23 protein-coding genes and 1 pseudogene are annotated in these 25,643 nt (G+C 57.3%); 19 read left to right on the forward strand and 5 right to left on the reverse strand.

What is annotated here, in order from left to right; genetic code table 11:
• Nucleotides 1-32 precede the first annotated feature (32 nt).
• The 7 genes from FJD38_RS19120 to FJD38_RS19150 all read left to right on the forward strand — a co-directional run bounded on the left by FJD38_RS19120 (nucleotide 33) and on the right by FJD38_RS19150 (nucleotide 8,804).
• On the forward strand, nucleotides 33-944 hold the full coding sequence (locus FJD38_RS19120; RefSeq protein WP_122783792.1) for a LysR family transcriptional regulator: 912 nt from the start codon (nucleotides 33-35) through the stop codon (nucleotides 942-944).
• 335 nt (nucleotides 945-1,279) lie between these two features.
• Nucleotides 1,280-1,543: a DUF3077 domain-containing protein gene (locus FJD38_RS19125; RefSeq protein ID WP_122783791.1), complete on the forward strand. Its 264-nt coding sequence runs from the start codon at nucleotides 1,280-1,282 to the stop codon at nucleotides 1,541-1,543.
• A gap of 100 nt (nucleotides 1,544-1,643) precedes the next feature.
• Entirely contained in the window at nucleotides 1,644-3,311 is a 1,668-nt protein-coding gene (ggt, locus tag FJD38_RS19130; RefSeq protein ID WP_122783790.1) for a gamma-glutamyltransferase, read from the forward strand.
• 231 nt (nucleotides 3,312-3,542) lie between these two features.
• Entirely contained in the window at nucleotides 3,543-4,988 is a 1,446-nt protein-coding gene (locus tag FJD38_RS19135; RefSeq protein ID WP_122783789.1) for a SulP family inorganic anion transporter, read from the forward strand.
• A 173-nt stretch (nucleotides 4,989-5,161) separates the two neighbouring features.
• Complete coding sequence (locus FJD38_RS19140; protein ID WP_122783788.1) at nucleotides 5,162-6,511, forward strand: GntT/GntP/DsdX family permease; 1,350 nt, start codon at nucleotides 5,162-5,164, stop codon at nucleotides 6,509-6,511.
• Nucleotides 6,512-7,372 (forward strand): MurR/RpiR family transcriptional regulator, encoded by an 861-nt coding sequence (locus FJD38_RS19145; protein WP_122783787.1) that lies wholly within the window; start codon nucleotides 6,512-6,514, stop codon nucleotides 7,370-7,372.
• A gap of 1 nt (nucleotide 7,373) precedes the next feature.
• Nucleotides 7,374-8,804: an N-acyl-D-amino-acid deacylase family protein gene (locus FJD38_RS19150; RefSeq protein WP_146386918.1), complete on the forward strand. Its 1,431-nt coding sequence runs from the start codon at nucleotides 7,374-7,376 to the stop codon at nucleotides 8,802-8,804.
• Nucleotides 8,805-8,932: 128 nt separating this feature from the next.
• On the opposite strand, the gene FJD38_RS25170 is transcribed toward FJD38_RS19150, so the two are convergent.
• Complete coding sequence (locus FJD38_RS25170; protein WP_405591520.1) at nucleotides 8,933-9,796, reverse strand: methyl-accepting chemotaxis protein; 864 nt, start codon at nucleotides 9,794-9,796, stop codon at nucleotides 8,933-8,935.
• Nucleotides 9,788-10,855, reverse strand: a pseudogene (locus FJD38_RS25175) (methyl-accepting chemotaxis protein); the annotation flags it as partial. The gene FJD38_RS25170 and the pseudogene FJD38_RS25175, both read right to left, overlap by 9 nt.
• 325 nt (nucleotides 10,856-11,180) lie before the next feature.
• Between FJD38_RS25175 and pmrG the strand changes: the two are divergent.
• Nucleotides 11,181-11,903, forward strand: a complete 723-nt coding sequence (gene pmrG / locus FJD38_RS19160; RefSeq protein ID WP_244302766.1) for a lipopolysaccharide core heptose(II)-phosphate phosphatase PmrG — start codon at nucleotides 11,181-11,183, stop codon at nucleotides 11,901-11,903.
• Here pmrG and FJD38_RS19165 read toward each other — a convergent pair.
• Together FJD38_RS19165 and FJD38_RS19170 are read right to left on the reverse strand one after the other, a co-directional pair.
• Nucleotides 11,900-12,406 (reverse strand): hypothetical protein, encoded by a 507-nt coding sequence (locus FJD38_RS19165; protein WP_146386922.1) that lies wholly within the window; start codon nucleotides 12,404-12,406, stop codon nucleotides 11,900-11,902. The genes pmrG and FJD38_RS19165 overlap by 4 nt on opposite strands.
• A 77-nt stretch (nucleotides 12,407-12,483) precedes the next feature.
• Nucleotides 12,484-13,950, reverse strand: a complete 1,467-nt coding sequence (locus FJD38_RS19170; RefSeq protein ID WP_146386924.1) for an ArnT family glycosyltransferase — start codon at nucleotides 13,948-13,950, stop codon at nucleotides 12,484-12,486.
• Nucleotides 13,951-14,181: 231 nt separating this feature from the next.
• On the opposite strand from FJD38_RS19170, the gene FJD38_RS24830 reads away from it, so the two are divergent.
• Genes FJD38_RS24830 through FJD38_RS19190 form a run of 4 tightly spaced genes read left to right on the forward strand, consistent with a single transcriptional unit; the run spans nucleotide 14,182 to nucleotide 17,204 of the window.
• Nucleotides 14,182-15,534: a DUF2515 family protein gene (locus FJD38_RS24830; protein ID WP_244302767.1), complete on the forward strand. Its 1,353-nt coding sequence runs from the start codon at nucleotides 14,182-14,184 to the stop codon at nucleotides 15,532-15,534.
• Nucleotides 15,531-16,166 carry a hypothetical protein gene (locus FJD38_RS19180; protein WP_146386926.1) on the forward strand — a complete coding sequence of 212 codons (636 nt, stop codon included), beginning with the start codon at nucleotides 15,531-15,533 and terminating at the stop codon, nucleotides 16,164-16,166. Before FJD38_RS24830 ends, FJD38_RS19180 begins: the two co-directional genes overlap by 4 nt.
• Nucleotides 16,167-16,221: 55 nt before the next feature.
• Nucleotides 16,222-16,725: an Hcp family type VI secretion system effector gene (locus tag FJD38_RS19185; RefSeq protein ID WP_146386928.1), complete on the forward strand. Its 504-nt coding sequence runs from the start codon at nucleotides 16,222-16,224 to the stop codon at nucleotides 16,723-16,725.
• On the forward strand, nucleotides 16,725-17,204 hold the full coding sequence (locus FJD38_RS19190; RefSeq protein WP_146386929.1) for a hypothetical protein: 480 nt from the start codon (nucleotides 16,725-16,727) through the stop codon (nucleotides 17,202-17,204). The genes FJD38_RS19185 and FJD38_RS19190 overlap by 1 nt, the downstream gene beginning before the upstream one ends.
• A gap of 43 nt (nucleotides 17,205-17,247) precedes the next feature.
• Here FJD38_RS19190 and FJD38_RS19195 read toward each other — a convergent pair whose 3' ends face one another.
• Entirely contained in the window at nucleotides 17,248-18,543 is a 1,296-nt protein-coding gene (locus FJD38_RS19195) for a carbohydrate porin (protein WP_146386932.1), read from the reverse strand.
• A 199-nt stretch (nucleotides 18,544-18,742) separates the two neighbouring features.
• Here FJD38_RS19195 and FJD38_RS19200 point away from each other — a divergent pair, with 199 nt between their 5' ends.
• From FJD38_RS19200 to FJD38_RS19230, 7 genes are all read left to right on the forward strand, one after another.
• Nucleotides 18,743-19,756, forward strand: coding sequence for an ATP-grasp domain-containing protein (locus FJD38_RS19200; RefSeq protein ID WP_146386934.1), 1,014 nt, complete (start codon nucleotides 18,743-18,745; stop codon nucleotides 19,754-19,756).
• 40 nt (nucleotides 19,757-19,796) lie between these two features.
• Nucleotides 19,797-20,939, forward strand: coding sequence for a trypsin-like peptidase domain-containing protein (locus FJD38_RS19205; protein ID WP_122783774.1), 1,143 nt, complete (start codon nucleotides 19,797-19,799; stop codon nucleotides 20,937-20,939).
• A 77-nt stretch (nucleotides 20,940-21,016) separates the two neighbouring features.
• A complete protein-coding gene (locus tag FJD38_RS19210; protein WP_122783773.1) occupies nucleotides 21,017-22,153 on the forward strand; it encodes a phosphoribosyltransferase domain-containing protein in 1,137 nt (378 codons plus the stop codon).
• Nucleotides 22,143-22,901, forward strand: a complete 759-nt coding sequence (locus tag FJD38_RS19215) for an HAD family hydrolase (protein ID WP_122783772.1) — start codon at nucleotides 22,143-22,145, stop codon at nucleotides 22,899-22,901. The genes FJD38_RS19210 and FJD38_RS19215 overlap by 11 nt, the downstream gene beginning before the upstream one ends.
• On the forward strand, nucleotides 22,894-23,988 hold the full coding sequence (locus FJD38_RS19220; protein WP_146386936.1) for a cysteine protease StiP family protein: 1,095 nt from the start codon (nucleotides 22,894-22,896) through the stop codon (nucleotides 23,986-23,988). Before FJD38_RS19215 ends, FJD38_RS19220 begins: the two co-directional genes overlap by 8 nt.
• Nucleotides 23,988-24,944, forward strand: a complete 957-nt coding sequence (locus FJD38_RS19225; protein WP_146386938.1) for an HpcH/HpaI aldolase/citrate lyase family protein — start codon at nucleotides 23,988-23,990, stop codon at nucleotides 24,942-24,944. The genes FJD38_RS19220 and FJD38_RS19225 overlap by 1 nt, the downstream gene beginning before the upstream one ends.
• Nucleotides 24,941-25,615 carry an HAD family hydrolase gene (locus FJD38_RS19230; protein WP_122783769.1) on the forward strand — a complete coding sequence of 225 codons (675 nt, stop codon included), beginning with the start codon at nucleotides 24,941-24,943 and terminating at the stop codon, nucleotides 25,613-25,615. The genes FJD38_RS19225 and FJD38_RS19230 overlap by 4 nt, the downstream gene beginning before the upstream one ends.
• Nucleotides 25,616-25,643: the final 28 nt, after the last annotated feature.

Below are 25,643 nucleotides of genomic sequence, written 5' to 3' on the forward strand. Positions count from 1 at the left end.
TACGCTACGTCGTTATTCAATGAGGGGCACGTGTGAAAGCCAGATCCGATGAGCTGCAAATCTTTGTCTCGGTGATTGAGTGCGGGTCCATTTCCTCAGCCGCCGAGCAGGCCGGGCAAACGCCTTCAGCCGTCAGCCGCACGCTGTCACGGCTGGAGGCCAAGCTCGATACCACGCTGATCAATCGCACCACCCGGCGCATGGACCTGACTGAAGAAGGCAAATTCTTCTTTGAGCGTGCCAAGGTGATCCTGGCGCAGATGGAAGAGCTGGAAGAGCGCCTGATTTCGCACCAGCGCACGCCGTCCGGGCGTTTGCGGATCAATGCCGCCGCGCCTTTTGTGCTGCACGCCATCGTGCCTTACATCCCCGAGTTTCGTGCGCTCTACCCCGAGATTCAGCTTGAGCTCAACAGCAATGACCTGATTATCGACTTGCTGGAGCAAAGCACAGATATTGCCATTCGCATTGGTCCTTTGGCCGACTCGACCTTGCATGCCCGCTCGTTGGGGTGCAGCCCGCTAAACATTCTTGCCAGCCCCGACTACATCGCCCGTCACGGCGCGCCCACCAGCGTGGCTGAATTGGCCAATCACACCCTGATCGGCTTTACCCAGAACGATGGCCTCAACCAATGGCCCCTGCGTTATGCACAGGGTGATCGCTGGGCGATTCAACCCGCCATCAGCGCTTCCAGTGGTGAGACGGTGCGTCATCTGGCGTTGCAAGGGCAGGGCATTGCCTGCCTGTCGCACTTTATGACCCATGAAGACATCAGTACCGGCCGGTTGCAGGTGGTCTTGGCTGATTTCAACAGCGGCTACCGCCAGCCCATCCATGCGGTGTACTACCGCAACTCGCAGTTGGCGCTGCGCATTCAGTGCTTTCTGGACTTTATCCAGACCAAGCTGGCCAGTTACGCGGAATGTGACGGCCGAAAATAACCCTCGTGCCTACACATATGGCAACGTCTGACCCGACGCTTCCCTTTCTATTGAGCGACGTTTCCTAGAGAATCCTGACCGTCTTGCGGCTCTCGAAAAGCGTGGATAGTCTCGCCGAGTCACTTGCAAAAGTGACCGGTTATGACAGACCGCTGAGAATCATTAAGACAGCGTTAGAACACTTCAACGTGTTATGGCGGTTGCGTGTAGGGCACTTTCGAGTGCGCCGAGTCTTGCTGGTTCTCTTCGGTCTGTCACCTGCACGCAACTGCCACCTTCTCCGAATGACAGCGGATTGGTAGCAGTTCCATTCGCCCGTTTTGAGAATCTTTGATATGAACAAAATCGTCCCTGACCCACCTCTGCTGACCTGCGCCCACAAGGGCACCGCGTTATTCAGCACCAACCCCGGCATTACCCTGCAAGACGCCCTCACACACGCCTCTTTGTTGCTCAAGGGCGCAGAGCTGACGGCCGATGACATCCGCTCTCACCTCAACGGCTACGACGCTGAACAGTTATGGAGCGTCATTCATGGCGTCGAGATGGCGCGCAGTCTGGTGGAATCGCTTCTGGTCGAGACTCGCTTGCCTGACTGAACCCGGCGCGCCGTTCTGCATTTTTATTTCTTGTTTGAAAACGTGTCTGAAATGAGACAAGGTTTGGGCACGTTTTAAAAACAATAAAAGGAAGTGTTGAATGCGCATTGTGTGGTTTAAAACCTTGGCCCTGACGGCGGCTATCGCAGCCAGCTCATCCGTGTTTGCTGTCACGCTTGAAGGCGGCGCGGTGGCGGCTCCCAATCAATACGGCGCTGATGTCGCTGAGCAAATTCTCAAAAAGGGCGGCAATGCCGTTGACGCAGCGGTCGCCACCGCTTTTGCACTGGCCGTGACCTACCCTGAAGCCGGCAACATCGGTGGCGGGGGCTTTATGACCTTGTTTATCGACGGCAAACCCTACTTTCTCGACTATCGCGAAACGGCGCCCAAGGCGGCCAGTCGCGACATGTACCTGAATGACAAAGGCGAGATTGTCGAAAACATGAGCTTGGTCGGCGCGCGAGCTGCGGGGGTGCCGGGTACGGTGATGGGCTTGTGGGAGGCGCATCAACGGTTTGGCAAATTGCCCTGGAGTGAGCTGCTGACCCCTGCTGTGGGCTACGCGAAAAACGGCTTCACGGTGGCCGACAAGCAATACCAGTACCGCGAAGATGCGTTAAAGCTGTTTAACGGCACGACCAATTTCGCTGACTACTTTGGCAGCATGAAAAATGGTCAGACCTTCAAGCAGCCTGAGCTGGCCGAAACCCTGGAGCGCATCGCCGACCAGGGCGCCAAAGATTTCTACCACGGCAAAACCGCCGACCTGCTGGTTGCACAAATGCAGCAGGACAAAGGCCTGATTACTAAGGACGACCTGAACGAGTACAAGGCCCAATGGCGTGAACCGATGCGGGTCGACTGGCGCGGTAATACCTTGTACACCGCGCCGCTGCCCAGCTCGGGCGGGATTGCGCTGGCGCAACTGATCGGCATCAAGGAAGCCCGCGCTGCCGATTTCAAAGGCGTTGAGCTGAACTCCGCGCCGTATATCCACCTGCTCGCCGAAATCGAGAAACGCGTGTTTGCAGACCGCGCCGACTACCTGGGTGATCCGGGTTTCGGCAAGATGCCGGTGGCCGCATTGATTGACCCCGTGTACATCGCCAAGCGGGCGGCTGAAATCAACCCGAAGGCGATCTCGCCGACGGCCAACGTCAAAGCGGGGCTTGAGCCGCATCAGACTACGCACTTCTCCATCGTCGACAAAGACGGCAACGCGGTCAGCAACACCTACACGCTGAACTTTGATTACGGCAGCGGGGTGGTGGTTAAAGGCGCGGGTTTCTTGCTTAACGACGAAATGGACGACTTCAGTTCCAAACCGGGCGTTGCCAATGGTTTCGGTGTGGTGGGTGGCAGCGCCAACGCCATCGAACCGGGCAAGCGCATGCTGTCGTCGATGAGCCCAAGCCTGGTCACGCGAGACGGCAACGTTACGTTGGTGTTGGGCACGCCAGGCGGTTCGCGGATCTTCACCTCGATCTTTCAAGTGTTGAACAACGTCTACGACTATGACCTGCCGCTGCAAAAAGCCGTGGCTGCGCAGCGTGTGCATCATCAGTTGCTGCCTAAAGACACGATCTACTACGACGCGTATGCACCCATCACCGGCAAAGTGGCGGATGAGCTGAAAGCCATGGGCTACACCCTGGAAGATCAGGGTTGGAACATGGGCGATATTCAAGCCATCCGGGTCAACGGCACCCAGCTCGAAACCGCCTCCGACCCCCGTGGTCGCGGAGTGGGTAAGGTGGTGAAGTAACCCTCCACACACATCACCCGTAGCAGCTGCCGAAGGCTGCGTCCGGCGGCGCAGCCGTCGTAAATTCAGCCATTGCGGTGTAACCAGTACACCGTGATTGCAGAATTTACGATCGCTTTGCAATCGGACGCAGCCTTCGGCAGCTGCTACGGGTTGATATATCCCTGTAAGGATTTGTTACCATCCGTTTCTCGATACTCCCCTCCGTTTGTCCTGTCTTTTAGGTACTCCATGAAATTCAAACGTCTGCGCGCTGATGTACTGGCCGGGCTCACGACGTCGTTCGCCCTGCTGCCCGAGTGCATCGCCTTCGCGCTGGTGGCGCATCTCAACCCTCTGATGGGGCTGTACGGTGCGTTCATCATCTGCACCCTCACTGCACTGTTCGGCGGTCGGCCCGGCATGGTCTCTGGCGCTGCGGGTTCGATGGCCGTGGTCATCGTCGCGTTGGTGGTGCAACACGGCGTGCAATACCTGTTGGCCACCGTGCTGCTGAGCGGTCTGATCATGTTGGCGTTCGGCTTGCTCAAACTCGGCAAGCTGGTGCGCATGGTGCCGCATTCAGTGATGCTGGGCTTCGTTAACGGGCTGGCGATTGTGATTGCGCTGGCCCAGCTCGATCACTTCAAGGACGGCGGCACCTGGCTGAGCGGCATGCCGTTGTACCTGATGATCGGTCTGGTGGCGCTGACTATGGCCATCGTCTATCTGCTGCCGCGTCTGACACGTGCTGCGCCGCCCGCCTTGATAGCGATTCTGGGTGTGGGGCTGGCGGTTTACCTGCTGGGTTTGCCGACCCGTACATTGGGCGACATGGCCCATATCGCCGGCGGTTTGCCAACGTTTAGCCTGCCGCAGGTGCCGTGGAATCTGGAGACCCTGAGCACCATCGCTCCCTATGCATTGGTGATGGCAATGGTCGGTCTGCTTGAGACCTTGCTGACCCTCAATCTGACTGACGAAATCACTGAAAGCCGAGGTTTTCCCGACCGCGAGTGCGTAGCACTGGGCGCGGCGAACATGGTATCTGGCGTGTTTGGCGGTATGGGCGGCTGCGCGATGATCGGCCAAACCGTGGTCAACCTCAGTTCGGGCGGTCGCGGCCGTTTGTCGGGGGTTACGGCGGGGGTCATGATTCTGTTGTTCGTGCTGTTTTTGTCACCGTTTATTGAGCGCATTCCGCTGGCGGCTTTGGTCGGGGTGATGTTCGTTGTGTCACAGCAGACCTTCGCCTGGGCCTCCCTGCGGGTGCTGAACAAAGTGCCGTTGAACGACGTGTTGGTCATCATCGCGGTGACGGTGATTACCGTGTTCACCGATCTGGCGGTGGCGGTGATGTGCGGAGTGATCATTGCGGCGCTTAATTTCGCCTGGCAACACGCGCGCCAACTGTATGCCGACACCGAGGTGCAGAGCGATGGCAGCAAGCTGTACCGCGTTCACGGCACGCTGTTTTTCGCGTCCACCACGGCCTTTCTCAAGCAATTTGATCCGGCTAACGACCCGGCCCACGTGACCCTCGATTGCAGCCATTTGAGCTTCGCCGACTACTCGGCCATTGCCGCACTCGACACCTTGCGTGAGCGCTACAAGAAGGCCGGTAAACACCTGCGGGTGGTGCATTTGTCGCCGCGCAGCAAGAAGTTGCTCAAGCGGGCGCGCATTGCGGATGAGTAGCTTCAGGGGATGAAAATACAGGTGGGTGATTTTCATTTTGGGCGCTGGCTCATACCTGAATGCGACAGCACATGCCGGTAAACGAAAATTAGTTTCAGAAAGATTGAAAAATAGCCTCGGTAATGCTTTTTAAGTTTCAAAGGAACTTAAAAACATTGCCGAGGGTACATCGCATGACGCCATCTTCGGGCTACGGGCTGTTGCTCTATGCCGCCATCGCCATCATTGCGCTGATCGTTTTGATTGCGCGTTACAAGATCAATCCTTTTATTGTCATTACCCTGATTTCGGTAGGGCTCGGCCTCATGGCGGGCATGCCGGCGGGCAGTGTGATTGGCGCTTACGAAGGGGGCGTTGGCAAAACCCTGGGGCATATCGCACTGGTGGTCGCGCTGGGCACGATGCTGGGCAAGATGATGGCCGAGTCAGGCGGTGCCGAGCAGGTGGCGCGCACGCTGATTGATCGCTTCGGTGAGCGCAATGCGCACTGGGCCATGGTTTGCATCGCCTTTCTGGTGGGCTTGCCGCTGTTCTTTGAGGTCGGTTTTGTTCTCTTGGTGCCCATAGCGTTCACCGTCGCCCGCCGGGTTGGGGTGTCTGTGCTCATGGTGGGTTTGCCGATGGTCGCCGGTTTGTCGGTGGTGCATGCGCTGGTGCCGCCGCATCCGGCAGCGATGCTGGCCGTACAAGCCTATGAAGCGTCTGTTGGGCAAACGTTGATGTATGCCATTTTGATTGGCATACCCACAGCGATTATCGCGGGCCCGATCTTTGCCAAATTTATTGTGCCGCGTATCCACCTGCCAGCGCTTAACCCGATGGAACAGCAATTCATCAACCGTGAGCCGCGAACACGCTTGCCGAGTTGCAGCCTGACGCTGGCCACCATTTTGTTACCGGTGGTGCTGATGCTCATCGGTGGTTGGGCCAACCTGATCTCAACACCGGGCAGTGGCTTTAATCAGTTTTTGCAATTTATCGGCAACTCGGTCATGGCCTTGCTGATCGCCACGGTGGTGAGTTTCTGGACGCTGGGCTTGGCACAAGGTTTTAGCCGCGAGTCGATCCTCAAATTCACCAATGAATGCCTTGCGCCGACAGCCAGTATCACCTTGCTGGTGGGCGCGGGCGGTGGCTTGAATCGCATTTTGATTGACTCGGGTGTCACCACTGAAATTGTCGGGCTGGCGCAGGAATTTCATTTGTCGCCGTTATTCATGGGCTGGGTATTTGCGGCGCTGATGCGTATCGCCACGGGCTCGGCGACCGTTGCCATGACCACGGCCTCGGGGATTGTCGCGCCGGTGGCCATTGGCATGGGGTATCCACATCCAGAACTCTTGGTGCTGGCGACGGGGGCAGGCTCGGTGATTTTGTCCCACGTGAATGACGGTGGCTTCTGGCTGGTGAAGGAATACTTCAATATGACGGTCGCTCAAACCTTCAAGACCTGGACGGTGCTGGAAACCTTGATTTCAGTCGTGGCGTTCGGTTTTACCCTGGTCCTCTCGGAGCTGATCTAAATGGACATCCTGTATCAAATTCGAGTTCGTCAGGACACCTTCAGCGCGGCTGAGGCTCGGATTGCCCAACTGATACTGAGCGATATCGGCTTTGCCGCCAGTGCCAGCCTGGATGAGCTTGCCGTACGTGCAGACGTCAGCAGCGCCACCTTGTCGCGCTTTGCCCGCAGCGTCGGTTGCCGCGACTTGCGTGACTTGCGCCTGCAGTTGGCGCAGGCCAGCGGGGTGGGCAAGCGCTTTTTCGACACGGGCAGCCGGCCAGAGCAGTCCGCGTTTTTTCGCCAGATTGTCAGTGATATCGAATCGACGCTGCATGAGCATTTAGCCGGGTTCAACGGTGGGCATTTCGCGGATGCGGTCAAGCTGCTCGGCGAAGCCGACATGATTCACGCGTTCGGCATGGGGGGCTGTTCCAGTGTGTGCTGCGATGAGCTGCAAGTGCGTTTGGTGCGCTTGGGCTATCCCATCGCGGCTTGCCGGGACGGGGTGATGATGCGGGTGACAGCGGCCACGCTCGGCCCGCAACACGCGTTGATAGTGTGTTCACTGACCGGCCTGACACCCGAGTTGATCAAGGCGGTACAGCTGGCCCGTAACTATGGCGCCAAAGTCATCGCGATTACGCGGCCCGATACACCGCTGGCTGACTTGGCCGACGTGGTGCTGGCGTTGCAAGGCGTGGAAACCAGCTTTATCTACAAACCGACGGCAGCCCGTTACGGCATGCTGCTGGCTATTGATGTGCTGGCCACTGAGCTGGCGCTGTCGATGCCCGAAGCCAGCCAGGAACGCTTGCGCCGGATCAAACTGGCTTTGGATGATTATCGAGGCGGCGACGACGGTTTGCCGTTGGGGGACTGAGATGAACTACGACACGTTGATTAGAAATGCCCATGTGATTGATGGCAGTAATACGCCGGGTTATGTCGCTGATGTGGCGCTGCGCGGCGGGCGTATCGAGTGCATTGGCGACTTGAGCGGTAGGCAGGCCACACACGAAATCGATGCGGCGGGGCGGGTGCTGGCTCCGGGGTTTATCGATGTGCACACCCACGATGACACCGTGGTCATTCGTCAGCCCCAGATGTTGCCCAAGCTCAGTCAGGGTGTGACGACGGTGATTGTGGGTAACTGTGGCATCAGCGCGTCGCCGGTGACCTTGCGCAATGAGCCGCCTGATCCGATGAACCTGCTGGGTAACAAGGCGGCCTTTTCGTACCCGCGATTTGCCGACTACCGCACCGCGGTGCAAGGGGCCCGACCGGCGCTCAATGTTGCCGCGTTGATTGGCCACACCGCGTTGCGCAGCAACCATATGGATGACTTGCAGCGCACCGCCACGGCCACAGAAATTCAAGCCATGCGCCTGCAATTGCGAGAAAGTCTGGAAGCGGGTGCGCTGGGCTTATCCACAGGGCTGGCCTACGCCAGTGCGTTTAACGCCGACACGGACGAGGTGCTGCAACTGGCCGAAGAGTTGACCGCGTTCGGCGCGCTGTACACCACGCATTTGCGCAGTGAGTTCGAGCCGGTGCTGGAAGCAATGGACGAAGCTTTCTTGATCGGTCGTACCGCGCGCGTGCCGGTGATCATCTCTCACCTCAAATGCGCGGGGGCCGGGAATTGGGGACGCAGCCCGCACCTGTTGGCGGCCTTGGAGCAGGCGGCGAAGGATCATCCCGTGGGCTGCGATTGCTACCCCTATGCTGCCAGTTCGTCGACGCTGGATCTTAAGCAAGTGACCGATGCCTTTCGTATCACCATTACCTGGTCAACGCCGCATCCGCAGATGGGCGGGCGGGATTTGCAGGACATTGCAGCGCAGTGGGGTGTGTCCTTGATGGCTGCTGCGCAGCGTCTGCAACCGGCGGGTGCGGTGTATTACGGGATGGATGAAAGCGACGTGCGTAGAATTCTGGCGCATCCGTTATCGATGATTGGCTCGGATGGTTTGCCTGATGATCCGTTCCCGCATCCTCGATTGTGGGGCGCGTTTCCCCGAGTGCTGGGGCATTTCAGCCGGGATGTGGGGCTGTTCCCGCTGCACACGGCGGTGCACAAAATGACTGGTATGTCGGCGACTCGTTTTGGTCTTACCGAGCGAGGGCAGATACGCGAAGGGCATTGGGCGGACTTGGTGTTGTTTGATGCTGAAAAGGTGCGCGATGTGGCGGACTTCAGCGCACCGCAACAGGCGGCTGAAGGAATAGACGGGGTGTGGGTCAATGGTGTGTTGAGCTATCAACAGGGTGGCGCGAATGGTCAGCGTGCCGGGGTGTTTTTAGCCCGCTGAGCAAAGGCCCCTCACCCCAACCCTCTCCCGAAGGGAGAGGGGGCAGATGTGTGGTGTTGCGCAAATCTGCTTCTGCTTTTAGTCCCCTCTCCCTCTGGGAGAGGGCTAGGGTGAGGGGGGCACCTGCTTCACACCTTAAAGTGGCTCACCATCTCTTGCAGTTGATTGCCCAGACGCGCCAGTTCAACACTGGACTTGGCCGTTTCATCACTGGCCGCTGCCGTTTGTTCCGACACGTCGCGAACATTGACGATGCTGCGGCTGATCTCTTCAGCCACCGCGCTTTGTTGTTCGGCCGCTGCTGCAATCTGCTGGTTCATCGACTGAATATTCGACACGGTACGGGTAATACCTTGCAGCGATGTTCCCGCCTGACGGGTCAACGTCACGCTGCTGTCAGTCAGCACGCGGCTGTTGTTCATGACCGACGCCACGTGCTGGGTGCCGCTTTGCAGGGCGGCTACCAGTGTTTGAATCTCCTCAGTGGACTTTTGCGTGCGCTGTGCCAAACCACGCACCTCATCAGCCACCACCGCAAAACCGCGTCCTGCTTCACCGGCACGGGCCGCTTCAATGGCCGCGTTGAGTGCCAACAGGTTGGTCTGTTCAGCCACCGCCTTGATCACGTCCATCACGCTGCCGATTTTGTCGCTTTCCTGTTGCAGCACGGCCATCGCTTCGGTCGAACGGCCGACTTCTACCGCCAGGCGCTCAATCTGATCAATCGCCTGGTTGACCACGTTGTCACCTTCACGGGCTTCGGCGTCAGCACCGGCTGCCGCTTGCGAGGCTTGTTCGGCATTACGCGCGACTTCTTGCACGGTGGCGGTCATTTCATGCATGGCGGTGGCCACTTGATCGGTTTCGATCTTCTGGCTGTTGACCCCGGCACTGGTCTGTTCCGTCACGGCTGACAGCTCTTCAGCTGCGCTGGCGATTTGCGTCACGCCATCGCGGATGCCGCCGATCAAATCGCGCAACGTGGTGCCCATACGCGCAATGCCTTGTTGCAACACCCCCAGTTCATCGCGACGGGTCACGCGCAGATCATGGCTCAGGTCGCCACTGGCAATGCGCTCGACCACGTCCAGCGTTTCACGCAGCGGGCGAGTGATCTGGCGGGTGATGATCACGGCCGCGGCAATACCGAACAGCAAGACCAGCAGGGTGGTGATCAGTTGCAGGCGGTTGGCCTGCGCACTTTCGATGTCACGACGCTCCAGCTGAAGGTTGTACAGCGCATCACTGCGGCTCAGCACGTTGGTGCCGTAGTCAGTCATGTCTTTGCGCACAGCAATGATGGTGTTGTCCGTGTCGGCGTACACCTGCAAAGCGGCTTGGTACTGATCCATGGTCTGGGTCAGTGTGCGCAGGGTGTCGGCGGCACTGGCTGCGAACCAGGTGTTCAGTTTGCCGAGGCTGGCGACCGTATTGCTCAACTGGTCGCGCGCTGCTTTCTCGGTGGCCTTGGTGGGTGACGCTATATAAGCGCGGACCTGATAACGCGAGAGCAGGAATTGTTCGCGCATCTCAGACACTGCCTGATACATGGCGAAACGTGTCTCATCACCTTCCGGCACTTGCAGGGCGCGGGCCAGCAGGTTGGCGATAGCATCCTGTGCGACCAGCGCGTTACGGTCCATGGTGGCCCGAGCGCTTGCGGAGTCGATATAGGCTTTGCGCATGACGACCAGCGCGGCCTCGTAGCGGCTAATGATGTCTTGCTGCTCGTTGAGCAGTTTGAGATTTTCCGGGCTCTTGAACGTGCTGATCAGCTGTTTTTCCAAGTCCTGAAACGCATTGATACTGTCTTGAACTTTTTGCGCGGCCGTCTCATCGCCATCGGTGAGCATGTACTGCAAGCGTGTCACCCGTAGGTTGGTGAACGCGGTGTTGAGGCGTGTGATGTCGCTCATCCAGTTACTGCGATCAATCAGTTTGTCCAGACTGAACCAGTTGCTGATTGCCATCAGGCAGGTGAGGCCCAGTACCAGGCCGAAGCCCAGGGCCAGTTTTAGATTGACGCTGATGTTGTTCAGCCAACGGTTCATACAGTTCTCCAGGAACGTGCGCGCAGGATCGAAATTCGCTGGAGTTTTTTGTTATTTAGCCCAGCAGAGTGCTTGTGTTGGCTTGTATCGGCGGCTGAGCGCAGAGCTGAAACGTTTTATTTTTTAACGCGATGAAAGGCCATCCGCGCCCGGGTGAGCGTTTCGCGCTTGAGCTTTTTTTCACATCCGTTTCACTCCCCACTGACCCACCTTTTTTTAGACTGCGGTTCAGCAAACAGACGCCATTGGTGTGTGAGGCTTTTTGCAGCTCAAAGGTTGCGCATCAAGTCAGGGTCATCGTCGCGTTAAAGGTGGGGGGCAATTTGTGATACTAAATTTTCAGTTGGCCGGGACTCTGCGCGCCAAACTGCGCAGCGGTCTGATCCGCCATAGAAATACATTGGTGGTGGTCGCTGCCAGTGTGCTGACGGTGATGCTCACCTTGCATCTGCTGGCGCCTGTCGCGGTGCCTAATCTGGCGCAGCCGGTTAATGCAACCCGAGCGCTGGACCTGGCCCAGAGTTGGGCAAAAGGCGATGTGATCGCCTTGGTGCGCCATGCCGAGCGCTGCGACCGTTCATCGAAACCGTGTCTGGGCCCGTTGGACGGCATTACCGAGCGAGCAGTACGCACGGCACAAGTCGTGGGCGCAGACTTCAAACAACTGGGCCTCAACAAGGTCGACATTTACAGCAGTCAAATGACCCGGACCCGGCAGACCGCCAATGCCATGTTTACCCGGCCTGTTGCCGCGCAAGACTGGCTATTCGATTGTCGGGGTTCGATATTGCACGATGCGCTCAAGCACAAAGTGGCGGGGCGCAATCTGGTCCTGATCACCCACAGCGAATGCATGGATGCCTTGGTGTCCGACCTGCACGCCGCCACGAACACATCGTTCGGTTATGCGACTGCATTGTTTATCAACGCCGATGGCGCGCAAGGGGGGCCGCAGATGTTGGGGTACATCGAGCCCGAACATTGGTCAAAGGTTATCCCCCTCGCCGGCACGCCGAGCCCCTATGCAATCGAGGCTTCGCAGTTCTAAGCACCGTTTAGCAGGCGGTCCCAGTTGTTATCTTGCGGCAGTGATTGCTCGCTGAGTTCACGCGCCACGACCCGTTCAATATCGCTGGCGCTGAGCGTTTGCTCATCAAGCCAGGGCCATGTGGCATCCGCATCGCGAAAATTGAGGTGGCTGTTGAGTTGCTCACACGCCGTTGCCAGTAAATGCATCAACACCCAAAGGCTAGTGATATAAGGCCGCTGCTCGGCCGGGGCACGGTTAATCAACTGAGTCGCTTCGGGCAACGGTGGGTTTGGCAGCGCTCGGGTGTGCAGGCTCCATACCATCTCGCCCTTGTTCGAGGCATCTTTATTGGCCAGCCCCGGGTCGCTGCTGACGTCCAGGGTGAGCGTTACCCGTTGCTGCTCAAGTTGATCAATCAAATAGTGGGCAAGATCAGACTGGCGTAAAAAGGCGGTCGCCGTATTGACGGCCAGATGAGCGTCATAGTCGCTCAACGTGCTGCTGGTGATGGTGATGGTCATGTCGGCTCCTTGGCTGGAAAGTACCCAGCACAGGGAGCGTAGCCAATCGAACGCGATCGGCCACGGCAACTGATGTTCTATTGTCCGGGATCAAGTGTGGCCAGGCTGACAAAGTAAAAGTGATGCCGCCCGACGCTGACCTTATCCACGACCGTCACAGGCAGGCCCGGTATTACCGGATCTTCGACCACCGCAATATTGTCGGGCGACGCGGCCAGAAAAGCCTGCAATTGAGCTGTTGAATCCAGCGTGTGTTGCAACTGCTGGCTATAAAACACCACGGCGCCCAAACGCTCGTCGGGTTTGAGCAAGGCAACGTGCTTGCCCTCGGTTTGCAAACGGATGACCTGGGCGGCCACCGGCTGGAACGATTCGGCCCGGTCAGCGCGGGGTGCCCACAGCGCCGCCCCGAGATAAGTCGCCACCACCCCGAGCAGTACCGCCACCGCGAGAGGGCGATGATAGTCACTGAGGAATTTGGCGACGGCCGAGCGCTGGCTGTGAGCGCGCAGCCACGCCAGTACAACGCCCGCATATTCCGCAGCGACGACGGCCGCTGCCGGCGTCAGCGCCATCAGGTACACGATGCGTTTGCTGGACGCGATATTGAGCAGCACAAATTGCGCCACCAGCCACACGCAGAAAAACAGCAAGTAGGGGTTGTTACGCAGGTGTTTACGGAAATGCCAAAGCCCCAAGTAGGTCAACAGGTTCCACGGCAAGAAGGATTCGGGCAGTTTTCTTAAGTAGTAATAAAACGGCTCATAATGGCCTGCCTCCACAAATGACCCGCTGAAACGTCCCACGCTATTGGTCCATAACACCTCACCAACGGCGTGCAGCCCCCCGCGTTGATACAGAACGCACAACCAGATCAGCAGCGGGATCAACCCCAGCAGGGTAAACAGCGCAGGTCGCAACCAATTGCGCAGCACCAGTCGCTTGTCGATCAGGCTTTGGCACAGCAGGTAGACGAAAATCACCACCCCCGGCAACGCCAGTCCCAGTACCCCTTTGCTCAACGTTGCGATGGCGATCCCCGCGGCAAACATCAACCAGCTGCCAAGGTGCAGCCGGGTGTGGCGACTGGCTTGATAAAACGCCAACAAGGCGAGCGTAACGCCCAATGTGAGTAGCGCGTCCTCACCGACTTGCCGCGCGTTATCCCAAAAGCTGGCCATGGTTGCCAGCATCGCCGCGGCGGTCCAGGCCAACGCCACAGGGCGGCCCATGCGGCGCAGCATGGCGTACAGCAACATCACACATGACAACCCGGCTAACGCCGATACCAGCCGCACGGCCCACAACTCGCCGCCGAACAGGTCAATGGCCGTTGCGTCCAGCCACAGGCTTAGGGGTGGTTTTTCCAGAAAGGGCTCATTGAGCAGCGAAGGCGTGACCCAATCTCCGCTCACCTGCATCTGCATGGCAATCCCCGCCACCCGTGACTCGGTAGAGCCTTGCAAGTGGTGATTGCCAAGGGCGAAAAACAACAACAAACCGGTAAGCAGCAATAACAGTAGAGCGGGACGAGTCAGGCGCATGGGTCTACCAACGGGCATTGGGGGATGTGCAGGGGCGAGAGTATAGAAGGGCAATCCTGTACAGAACGTGAAAATGGGCAGCGGTTTCTTTCATGTTCCTGATGGGCATTGGGTGCGTTTTACCTGAGGGATTTAAGACCTTTAAATGTAGGACTCCTCCTGATTTTCCCGGTGATGATCCAGAGGGGAGAGGGGCTGGTAGGGTCGCGGCATTCCCGTCGGATCCTGCCCATGACTCAGTGCTTTAAAGACCATCCAAGTGATAACGAAAAGCTAAACGAGAACATCAAACCTCTGGATGAATGCAAGACTCACAAGATGGAGGTCTTGGGCGTCGAGATGATGATCACCGACGTTCCAATCCTGACCTGTGATTGTCTGTGGCGCATCTACCAGCAAGAAGCCGAAGAAATCGTGGCCCCTGGCGGCGTGTTGATTGCCGACCCCATCGAACGTAACCGCGCCATCAATGCGGCCTATGCTCGCTTGTGGTTGCACGATTCGCGCTTTCAATGGGCCGGGTTGGCAGCCTTTGCGTCCAAGCAGGTCGGGTGTGGATTGCTGCATGCCACAGAGTCGATGGAGAAACTTGAGGTGGAACTCAAGGCCGTCGCCAAGTTCATGAAGATCACTCCGTTTTTGAGTAGGATTTATAGGCAAAACGATCTCATAGAGTTGATCTATAACCTGACTAAACTCAACGTTGAGGATTTTGCTGAGTTTCGTATCGAAGATTTGAATGACCTGACGGATGAAAAAATAAAATCCATCATTGATGATTTAAAAACGTTGGGTGGGCGATTTAATACGCTGACCTTTGAAGAGGTTAAAGAGCAGGTTGTCGATAAGTTTAAAGAACTCACAGTTGATAGGGTCGATGCTGTCGTCAGCGCATTTGAAGAGTTTCAGGCCGCCAATGCGGATAATCCTATTCCCGTGGATGTGCGTGTGGGGGCCATGAAACTGGGTGCGGTTCAAAGGCAATTGAAATATGTGCACGATATGCTGGCGCTGGGTAATACCACGCTGTTTCTAGATATATATCCGCTTCATCAGTTTTATGCAAAACGTGGGTTGGCGGAGTTGAAAGGGTGTTTAGACGAGCGGGCAAAAATATATGATCATTCAAGATTTCCTGTGTTGTGGCCGGTGGGGCAGGAAATCGTAAAGTTTGGACTCGCCCATGAGAAAATTCTGGAGGCTTTTAAAGCGGTAGATGATGGTCGAGTTTCAGAGAGCGTGGAGCAGTTTGCAGCGCACGAACAAAGAAATATATTGCAACCCGCAATTTACAAAGACGCGCACTTTGTAATTCTACTTCGTGGTAATCAATTTTTTTATGTGACTGATATTCTCCCTGGTGCGGCTCCCGCAATTGAGCTTACCCTAACTAGCCAGTGCCAATCAGTCCAAGATGACCACACCATCGGCTTTAGTTCAGAATCGAATGCCGATCTGTCTGATATTGAGCAAAGGATGGCATTCGTACTTCGGGCGGCAGATAAATTTGACAAAATATTAAAGGGGGATGGCCGTAAATTTTTAGAGTCGTCAATTAATGAAATTGCTATTGCAAAAAAATGAAATGGAAAATTTATGACTGTCTGTCGAAAAAAAGATGGTTATTCTTTGTACTGCTTGTGCTGTGTTCAACTGCGATCGTGCATTTTACGACACAGGTCTTATCTGACGACCCAGAAATCACCTTGAGCCTTGGCGAGCCTTGGGAAGATATGCGCCAGCGTTCAAGTGCAGCAATCAGTCCTGCACTGCCTGGTCGAGTTTGGTTCGGTATGCCTAAATCAGATGCGAGATTACGGTTTATTGATCCTCAGTATGGATTTGAGACGCCACTGGCGCGTTTTTTGACTATTGGTTATAAAAATGAATGTGTAACTGATGTTCGTATGTCTCCCCAAATTGAACCGCTGTTACTGGATGATGCTTTGAAAGTCGTATTGGACTTACAGGATCAATGGCTCCAGCAGGGATGGTTTGTTAGCAGTCCACGTAATGATCCGCCCATCACAGATACCCCGCAGGGGCGTAATAAGATTCGAGGGCTATTAGGTAGCAGGACATTTTGGCAGGCTAGCGATAAATACCAAGTCATGTTGGACATCGGACGTTTCAAAGACAAAAGATACCCTGATCAAGAGCGGTTTCTAATTACTTTAGAACTTGCGAAGCCCTGGATTCCTATCAAGACAAAATGACAGTTTTACTTCTGCAACCTTTTAGCCTTCTTCATACCCAAAAAGGAACCACACCATGCCAACTCCCGCCTTTTTAACCCTCGTTGGTAAATCCCAAGGCTTGATCAGTGCCGGCGCACTGGGCAAGGAGTCCGTCGGCACCGCCTGGCAAATGGGTCGCGAGGATCAGATCATGATTCAGGCGCTGACCCACGGCATTACAGTCCCTGGCGGCGCTAAAGCCAGTCAGCGCATACATAAGCCCTTGATCATCACCAAGGTGATCGATAAGTCGTCGCCTCTGATCAATATTGCCTTGTGCAATGCTGAAATGCTCACCACCTGCCGTGTGGAATGGTACCGGCCTGCGGGCAGTGCGGGGCTGGAGCATTTCTACACCATGGAGTTGGGTGACGCCGTGATTGTCGGCGTCGATATTGCTTTGCCTCATTGTCAGAGCATGGAGACCGCGCAATTCACGCAACTGGAAACGGTGCAGTTTGCCTATCAGACCATTACCTGGCGGCATGAAATCGCAGGGACCTCGGGCTATGACTTTTGGCAAAACGAGGGCCACTGATGAAGTTGATCTGCGCTCGATTCCCCTTACCCACCGAGTTGAAGCACGCTTACAGCGCAGAAGAAGCGGTAGGCGTAGTCAAACAACATCTGGACGGCAGGATCGCGTTGGATGGGCTGGCGCATTTGCGCAGCTTTCTGGCGCTGAATTTCGACGATCAGGTGCTGAATAAGGTCAGAGATGGTGAATGGCTGCTGATCAAACCTGAAGCCTATTACTTCGACTATTCGCCGTTCAAAGAAGCGTTCAAGCAGCAGCGGGTCATGGAGATGCTGGCGTCACCGCCCCCTCAGGTTAAAGAAGTAATGAAGCACATGCGCATCATTACCCGCTTTACCGAGGACGTGCTGCCCAGTCGACGCTATTACGCCACCATCAATGGGCAGAAAGGCCAGCGTCGGGTTGATGCGTTGGGCATCGCACAAATCCCGGAGCCCGCAAAGGGCGCGCAGGTCAACCTGCACGTCCTTGAGAGTTAAGGTGCGCGTGATTAAAGGGTTTCGGTATGAGCGAGGTCGCCGGTTAGAACGTCGCTTTGATCTGTACACCTGCGACCAACGCATTGCCCCGGCTTTTGCCGTAGAACGCACCGGGTTCGATGATGTATTGCACGTCCGGGCGCACGAGCAGCCACGGGGTGACTTGCGCACCGTAGTTGAGTTCGAGCAACTGTTCGCCGCTGTCGAGGCTGGCGATCATGTCGGCTTGCTCCGGCGTAGAGGCTGCCGCTTCCTGGACGTCACGTGAACGTGAGTTGAACACCGCTCGGCCATAGGCAAAGGCGATGCTGTCGTGCGGACGGCTGGCAAACGGTTTTTGTTTGACCAGACCCACCGAGTACCAACGGCGCATGGCCGAGGTCGCGGCATTGCTGGTGGCCGCCTGACCGAACGCGCGCAGCACGCTGTCCGGGTCTTGCTCATCCCGCCAAATCGCCTGATCAATCAGCACGTAGGCACCGGTGCGATTGTTGGCCTTCTCGCTGCTGCCAATTTTGGTGGTGTTGGACGTGTCGTAGTACCAGCCCACTTTGTATTGGCCATTAAGGTAGGCGTTGTTATTAAAGATCGCCTCCAATGGCATGATCGCGCCCGTGGTGCCTTTGGTGGTCATGGTGAAGGCTTCGGAGGAGCGGCTGTTGTACTCCGGGTTCACTTGGAACAACGCCGTTTGCAGGGTCAGTTGCGGGCTGACGGTGTAACGCAATTCGCCGCCCCAATGCCCGGTCGGGTAGTTGGTCCAGCCGCTGCCGTTGGACATGGTCAACGGGTGCGCGCAAAAGCCAGCGTTCACAAAATTGGTCAGCAAGGGCATGCCGCCAAAGTCATTGCCCATCGGCAAAAAACCGACCTTGGCGTTCAGTGCGGGTGAAAACAGAGTGTTCTCGTAACTGAACTCGGACAACCGGGTGTACATGCCGCCGTAGTTTTCCTGCACCGGCAGGCGATTGCCTACCAAGTCTTCGGACGCACTGTGGCCGCGACGGTCGTTGAGGGTGATTTGCACCCGGCCTGCGTTGGGAGTGTCGAGCAGTTTGCTCAAGTCAAACTGGGCCCCAATACGCACTTGTTGTGAGTAACGAGTGCCGTGTTTGATTCCGCCATGCAGGTTGGAAAACGTCTCGGAGTTGTAGTCACCCGTCAGCTTGATGCCTTTATCGGCCAGCTTTTGGCGTTCGCCGCCCCAGTCGCCCGTCAGGGTTGAGCGGTGCATCAGGTCATCGGCGCTGTCGGCCTGTGCATAACAAGGCAACAGGGCCAGAAGCGATAAACCGCTGCACACGCCGGAGGTCAGCAGGGCGCGGGAAGAGAAAAACATCGAAGGGTGCTCCTTTACGTAATAGGCCCGCTCTACGGAGGGCGCGACATGATGCCGCACATTATGAACTATTTAGTACAAAGTTTTCATGTTTCGTTACATAAGCCCCTGAGCACAATGTCTGAGAGCGTCTACCCGCGCCATCCGCTAGACTGCCGCGCTTAACGTACGTCTTCACTCTCTGTCGCAAAGGATGTTCATGATCTGGTTTCTTGAAGGGCAATCCAGCCAACGCGATGTGATTGCCGGTGCCCGTGCGGCATTGCCCGAATCGGTTCGGATCTTCGCTTCTCACCGACAAAATCGCCCTGAAATCACTGGCCTTGCAGACATCGCCTGGCGCGAGCCGCTGGATAATCAAGCGCGCATTGCCTGGGTGATCGAGCAAGCGCGAGCGCAGCAAATCAAGGTGGTGTTAGCCGGTCGGGTGGGGCAGGTGTATGAAGCCCACCGTAGCGAATTCGAGGCTGCGGGCCTGCAACTGGTGACGGGCGCGCTGGATCTGGACACCTTTGAACGGGTCGATGACAAGTCGGTGTTCACCCGCGAAGCGCTGGCCGCCGGGCTTGCGTGCATTCCGGCGATGACCGTGCGTACTGAGGCTGAGTTGCTGGATGCCTATGCCCAACTGTCCCGTGATGGTCAGGTGTGTGTAAAACCTACTCGCGGCATTTACGGGCAGGGCTTTTGGCGTTTGGCAGAGGACGTCGATCCGTTCCGCAGCTTTGCCAACGCAGATGCCCATGAAGTGAACGTCACTGTATTTGCCCAGGCGTACGGCCAGTCTGTTAGAGCCAAGCCGTTATTGGTGATGCCTTATATGCCCGGTACCGAGTGTTCGGTGGACATGGTGTGTGAGGCGGGCGAGGCAGTGGCGTATGTGGGACGGCGCAAGCAAGGGGTGATGCAGTCATTCGAACGCGACGGTGCCGCGGTGGAGCTGGCGATCAAGGCGGCACGGCACTTCAAGTGCGATGGCATCATTAACGTGCAGACCCGCGATGACGCGAGCGGCCAGCCCCATTTGCTGGAGATCAATCTGCGCTTTTCCGGCGGCATTGGTTACACCCGTGAAGCAGGGGTCAACCTGCCGGGTATCTTTGCTGCGCGTCGCCTGGGCTTGCCTGTACCTGCCAGCGTCTGGCGCGAGAATATCCAGGTCAAAGCCATCACCACCGTCGTTTCGGTTCGCGGAGAAGAACTGTTAAGGTGATCGGCTCTTGTTTGTCGCGGGCACAGGGGAGTCACAAGCGATGATATTGATGCCGGGCGCCAATGCGGCCCTTGAGTCTTTGCGCTGTGAAATGAGCCTCACCTGCTCTCGAGCCGGGGCATTAGGCGAGTACGCGGGCTTGGCGTTGCTGGCCGTTGATGACAAGCGCCAACCCGTTGCAGAACCCGCGTTAATGCATGCCCCGCAACCTTGGGTGGTGTGGCATGACACGCTCGGCCTGGCCCGTTTCAGCCTTGCGCTGGAGCAATTGCCGGCACACTGCGAACGGGTATTGCTGGTGCTCTATGTGTTTGGCGCTCTGGGGCCTTTACGGGAACTCGGCGCTTTCCAGCTCAAGGTCGGCGAACAGATCGAACACGGGCTGGCACTGGAGGAATACGGCGATGGCGCTATGGTCATTGCCGAGGTGTACCGGCGCAACGATCAATGGAAAATCCGCGCACTGGCTGAAGCTTCAGCCTACGGGTTGAGCGCGTTTGCCCGACGCATGGGGCTGACTCTGGATGATCGTCATCCCCTGCGAACAGGCTCTGAGGCGTCAGACGACAAGGCTGCGCGTCAAGGCTCCACGGGCACAGGCTTTGCCGTCAGCGCTCAGCATATTTTGACCTGCGCCCATGTGATTGAAGGCCTTGATCACGTGTCGATCACCTCGTTTGAGGGTCGATACAAAGCGGAACCGGTAGTGGTCGATCGCAAGAACGATCTCGCCTTGTTGCGCATAATTGGCGCGCCGCCCTTGAGTCCGGTGACGTTTCGCGAGGGTATGGGCTGTGAGCTGGGCGAAAGTGTCGTCACGCTGGGGTTCCCGCTGGCCGGGCTTGCGGGCGGTGGCGTACAAGTCTCCCAAGGCGTGGTCTCCGGCCTGTTTGGCCTGCGCGATGACGCCAGCCTGATGCAGTTCACCGCGCCGATTCAGCCTGGTTCCAGCGGCAGTCCGGTGTTTGATCCGCAAGGTCTGGTCAGCGGTCTGGTGACCTCGACCATGGCGGATGCGCAGAACATGAATTTTGCCGTCAAATCGGCGCTGCTGCTGGCGTTTCTTGAGGCGGCCCGAGTGCCAGCCCAGCGTGGGCGCAGCGAGCGCTCATTGAGCACGCCCGAATTGGTGCGAGCGGCGCAATCCGGATTGTGGCGGATTGACGCCAGCCATCTCCAGTAACCATTTTTTCCTTGTCTTAAACCACCGTCTCACTAATCGTCCCCCCCATTTTAAGTATGTTCAGGTAGTAAACATTGATGAGCAGCGGTAATTCCAAGACCCAAACCAAGGTTTTGCATGCAAACCTTAAGCGCGGTCGCCTGGAGGTTGAGGTCAATGCATCGACTTTTGATCCACAGGCATTGTTCAGTTTTGCCGAGCGCCGAAACCCCAAGCGCGCTTTTTTATTCGTTTCCCGCGTGCTGGGCCGTCATATACCGGCTCGCCCGTCGCTGATGGCTGAAAGCTTTAATGCGCTGGCCGCCAAGATTCCCGCCGACCTGCCCGGCCCGGTGCTGGTCATCGGCATGGCTGAAACTGCAGTAGGGCTTGGCGCCGGAGTGCATCGTGCGCTCAGCCAGACCCGCCAGGACAGCGTGTACCTGTGCAGCAGCCGCCACCCGACGGGCACAGAGTTGTTTGCCCGTTTTGAAGAGGAGCATAGTCACGCCAGTTCCCATCTATTGCACCTGCCGCAAGACACGGTCACTCGCGAACTGATGCTAAACGCCCGATCGCTTGTGCTGGTGGATGACGAAGCCTCCACGGGCAATACCTTTATCAATCTGACCAAGGCATTGGCCGAGGCCGGGTTGAACTCGATTGAACGGATCGTCACCGCGACGCTGACCGACTGGTCCCAGGGTGCCGTGCGCCATGCGATGGGTGAGCACGTCACCAGTATTTCCTTGCTCGATGGTTGCTACACGTTCACCGAAGACCCAGCCGCTGAACTGCCGGACATGCCCGAAGTGGGCAGCGTGGCCCCAGGCGACTGGCCGCTGGACTCGAGCCGGGACTGGGGGCGCATGGGCGTGCGTGAACACGCCGATACGCTGGCGCCGGGCTTGCAGGTTCAGCCAGGTGAGCGCGTTTTGGTGATCGGCACCAGTGAGTTTGTCTGGCCGCCGTTTCTGCTGGCCGAACGTCTGGAACGGGCTGGCGCTGATGTGCATTTCAGCTCCACCAGTCGCTCGCCGATTGCGCTGGGGCACGCCATCGACCATGCCTTGTCGTTTTCTGACAACTACGGTCTGGGTATCCCCAACTTCCTTTATAACGTGGCCCCCGGCCAGTTTGACCGGGTGCTGATTTGCAGCGAAACCCCGGCGGCTGCAGTTGATCCGGCGCTGCTCAACGCCTTGAATGCGCAGGTAATCGTCGATGGCCATTAATCGCCCGCTGGTATTTGTCGATCTTGACGACACCCTGTTTCAGACTGCCCGCAAGATGGGTGACGAGCCGCGTTTCACGGCCACGCTGGATGTCGACGGTCAGCCCAACGGTTTTATGAGCGCGACGCAAAAAAGCTTTGTCGAGTGGCTGCTGGCCACCGCCGATGTGGTTCCGGTAACGGCCCGCAGCGTTGAGGCCTATCAACGCGTGCAGTTGCCGTTTGTCCACGGAGCTATTTGCGCCCACGGTGGCGTCATGCTCAATGCACAGGGCGCGCTCGACGCGCCGTGGCATGCGCGCATGGCAGATGAATTGGCCCTGGAGCAAACCCGCCTGCATCAATTAAGCGAGTTGACCCTGGCGATTGGCACCGAGCTGGGCTTCTCCCTGCGCGGCTGGGTCGTAGAAGAACAAGGGCTGGCCAATTACGTGGTGACCAAGCACAACAACGAAACCGATGAAGCCCTGTTGCTCGTTATGAATGAGGTCAAGGCGCGTGGGTTGCTCGACGGGCTGTATGTGCATGGCAACGGCAACAATCTGGCCTTCTTGCCAAATGCTTTGCAAAAGCAGGTGGCGGTGCGTGAGTGGATCCGTCGCGATCAGGCGATCAACGGTAAACGCCCGATACTGGGCTTCGGCGATAGCGTGTCGGACCTTGGCTTTATGACCGAATGCGACTGGTGGGGCACGCCCAAACGTGGGCAGTTAGCCAGTCACGTAATGTCGAGTGTTATCGATGAGTAATGCTTTTGCAGGGCTGCACACCGTTGGCAGTGGCAGCTACGACGCCGATGACGTGCACTTTCTGCTGCGCGCCATGGAAATCGAAGTCACCGACGTGCAGGAAAAAGAGCGCCTGATCCAGACTCAGCAGCGCCACTACTCTGAAATGATCAGCCAGGAAGATGCGCCCTCCGACACCCATAAGCGTTTGTATCAGTTAGCGCTGGCGCAGAACGGTGCACGAATGGCTGCTGATGTGCAGTCGCTGGCTCAGGCGTTGAACGAGCGCTACACAGGCGCCTCTATTGCGCTGGTGTCGTTTGTGCGTGCCGGTTTGCCGCTGGGCGTGCTGTTGCGTCGGGCGCTAGTCGGGTTGGGGCGTGATGCGCGGCATTACGGCATCAGCATCATTCGCGACCGAGGCATCGATAACGTCGCACTCGAAGCGATCATCAAGACCCACGGCGCCGACAACATCGTCTTTGTCGATGGCTGGACGGGTAAAGGTGCGATCAGCGGGCAGATTCGCGAGAGCCTGGCTGGCGATTCGCGTTTTCCGGTTGATCCTCGACTGGTGGTGCTGGCCGATCCGTGTGGGCGTGCCTGGCTTGCGGCTTCGGCCGAGGACTGGCTGATTCCCTCCGGTATTCTGGGGGCTACGGTTTCGGGCCTTGTGTCGCGTTCAATCTGGCCACAAGAGCCTGGCCTGCATGGCTGTGTGGTCTATGGCCATCTGGCTGAACATGACGTGACCCGGCCTTTTATTCACAGCATTGAAACCGAGCGGGCGCAATTGGCCCCGCTGGCATCGGCCCAGCCCTGGACGACTGATCAGGCCGCAGCGTTGCAACACTCGGCGGTGGCGGCTGTCCAACGGATCTCTACTCGCTTTGGCGTGACCAACCCCAACCGGGTTAAACCGGGCATCGCCGAAGCGACCCGCGCCGTGATGCGTCGGGTGCCAGACCATGTGCTGGTGCGCAATCGTGACGACCAGGATGTGCAATTGCTGCTACACCTAACCCGGCAGGCGAATATCGAGGTCGAAGAAGTCGGCGATGAGTTGGGGCCTTATCGCGCAGTGACAGTAATCAGGAGTGTACGCTGATGATCAAGCATTCAGCCTATGCCTTGGGCGCCACGCTTTATATGCCGGCTACTCGTCCCGACATTCTTGACGTGGTCATGGGCGAAAAGATTCATGGCTTGCGTTCGCTGGTGGTCTGCCTTGAAGACGCCGTGGCCGAAACCGATGTGCAGCAAGCACTCAATAACCTGAAAAACCTGTTATTGGGGATTGATGCGCGTGGCGGTCGGCCGCCGGGCAGCCCGATGGTCTTCGTGCGGCCGCGCGATGCAGCCATGGCCGCGGTGCTCAACGACTGGTCGTTGATGCGTTATGTCGACGGGTTTGTGGTGCCCAAACTGCGGTTGAGCAATATCCACCAGTGGCAACAGGCGGTAACACGCGACGAATTGATGCTGATGCCTACTTTGGAAACGCCTGAGGTTTATGACCCCAGCGCCATGGTTGAGCTGCGCGGTGCCATGCTCGAACTGTTGCCCGAGCGGATCATTGCTCTGCGCATCGGCGGCAACGACTTGATGGGCTGTCTGGGCTTGCGCCGTAACCCCGCGATGACGCTCTACAGTACGCCCATGAGTTATGTCATACCGATGCTCTGCGGAATTATGGGCTCGGCGGGCTTTGCCCTGACGGCGCCGGTATTTGAACAACTCAATGCACCGCAATTGCTGGAGCATGAGCTGGCGCTGGATCTGGCCCACGGGCTAGTGGGCAAAACAGCGATTCACCCGTCACAAATAGCCATTATTCACAACGCGCTGCAAGTCAGCCTTGAAGACCTCACCAGCGCCCGCCACATTGTGAGTGAGGCCGCACCGGCGGTGTTCAAGTTCAATGACGCCATGTGCGAACCCGCGACCCATTACACCTGGGCGCAAAAGACGATTGAGCGAGCGCATTGGCAGGGAGTTCGTCCTGAATGCAGCTCAGCGGATATTTTTGGAGGCAGCCTGCGACTGGCTGAAGTAGTGGGGTGAATAACGTTTTGAAAACATCGAGTAATGGCAAAAAGGTTTTAGCTGCTTTCGATTTTGATGGCACTTTGACATATCATGATTCGTTCGTGCCCTTTTTGCGCTTTGCGTACGGCAATCGATTGTTCGCCATGCGCTTGCTTCGGATGATTCCTGCGACCTTGTCTTACTTGCTGGGGCGGATATCGCGTAATGATCTGAAGGAAAAGTTGATCACGGTTTACCTTACCGGTACGAAGGAAGCGTGGGTAAAAGAGCGTGCGGAAGCATTTTGTGACGTTTCGTGGCAGCGCCTCATGCGCCCTTTGGGCTTAACATCTGTCGCCAACCAGCTGGAGCAGGGCGCTATTGTCACTATTTGCTCGGCGTCGCCTGAGCTGGTGCTTGCCCCCTTTGCCAAAAAATTGGGTATCGGCCTCATTGGTACCCGTCTGGCTTCGGTCGACGGTGTACTGACCGGAGAGATCGATGGCACTAACTGTCGTTGCGAACAAAAAGTCATCCGTTTAGAGGCGCAATACGGGCCTTTGGACCAATACACGTTGCGCGCCTGGGGTGATACCCGGGGCGATGAACAAATGCTGGGCGCCGCTCAAGAGCCACATTGGCGCGAATTTCACGCGCTGTGGCGTCGCAAGCGGCCACTTGACGTGTGCTTGCGTGAAGAACTGTAAGCAAGGCGTAAGCAAAGCACGTCAATAA

The organism is Pseudomonas saxonica (assembly GCF_007858365.1).
GTDB classification, from domain to species: Bacteria; Pseudomonadota; Gammaproteobacteria; order Pseudomonadales; family Pseudomonadaceae; genus Aquipseudomonas; species Aquipseudomonas saxonica.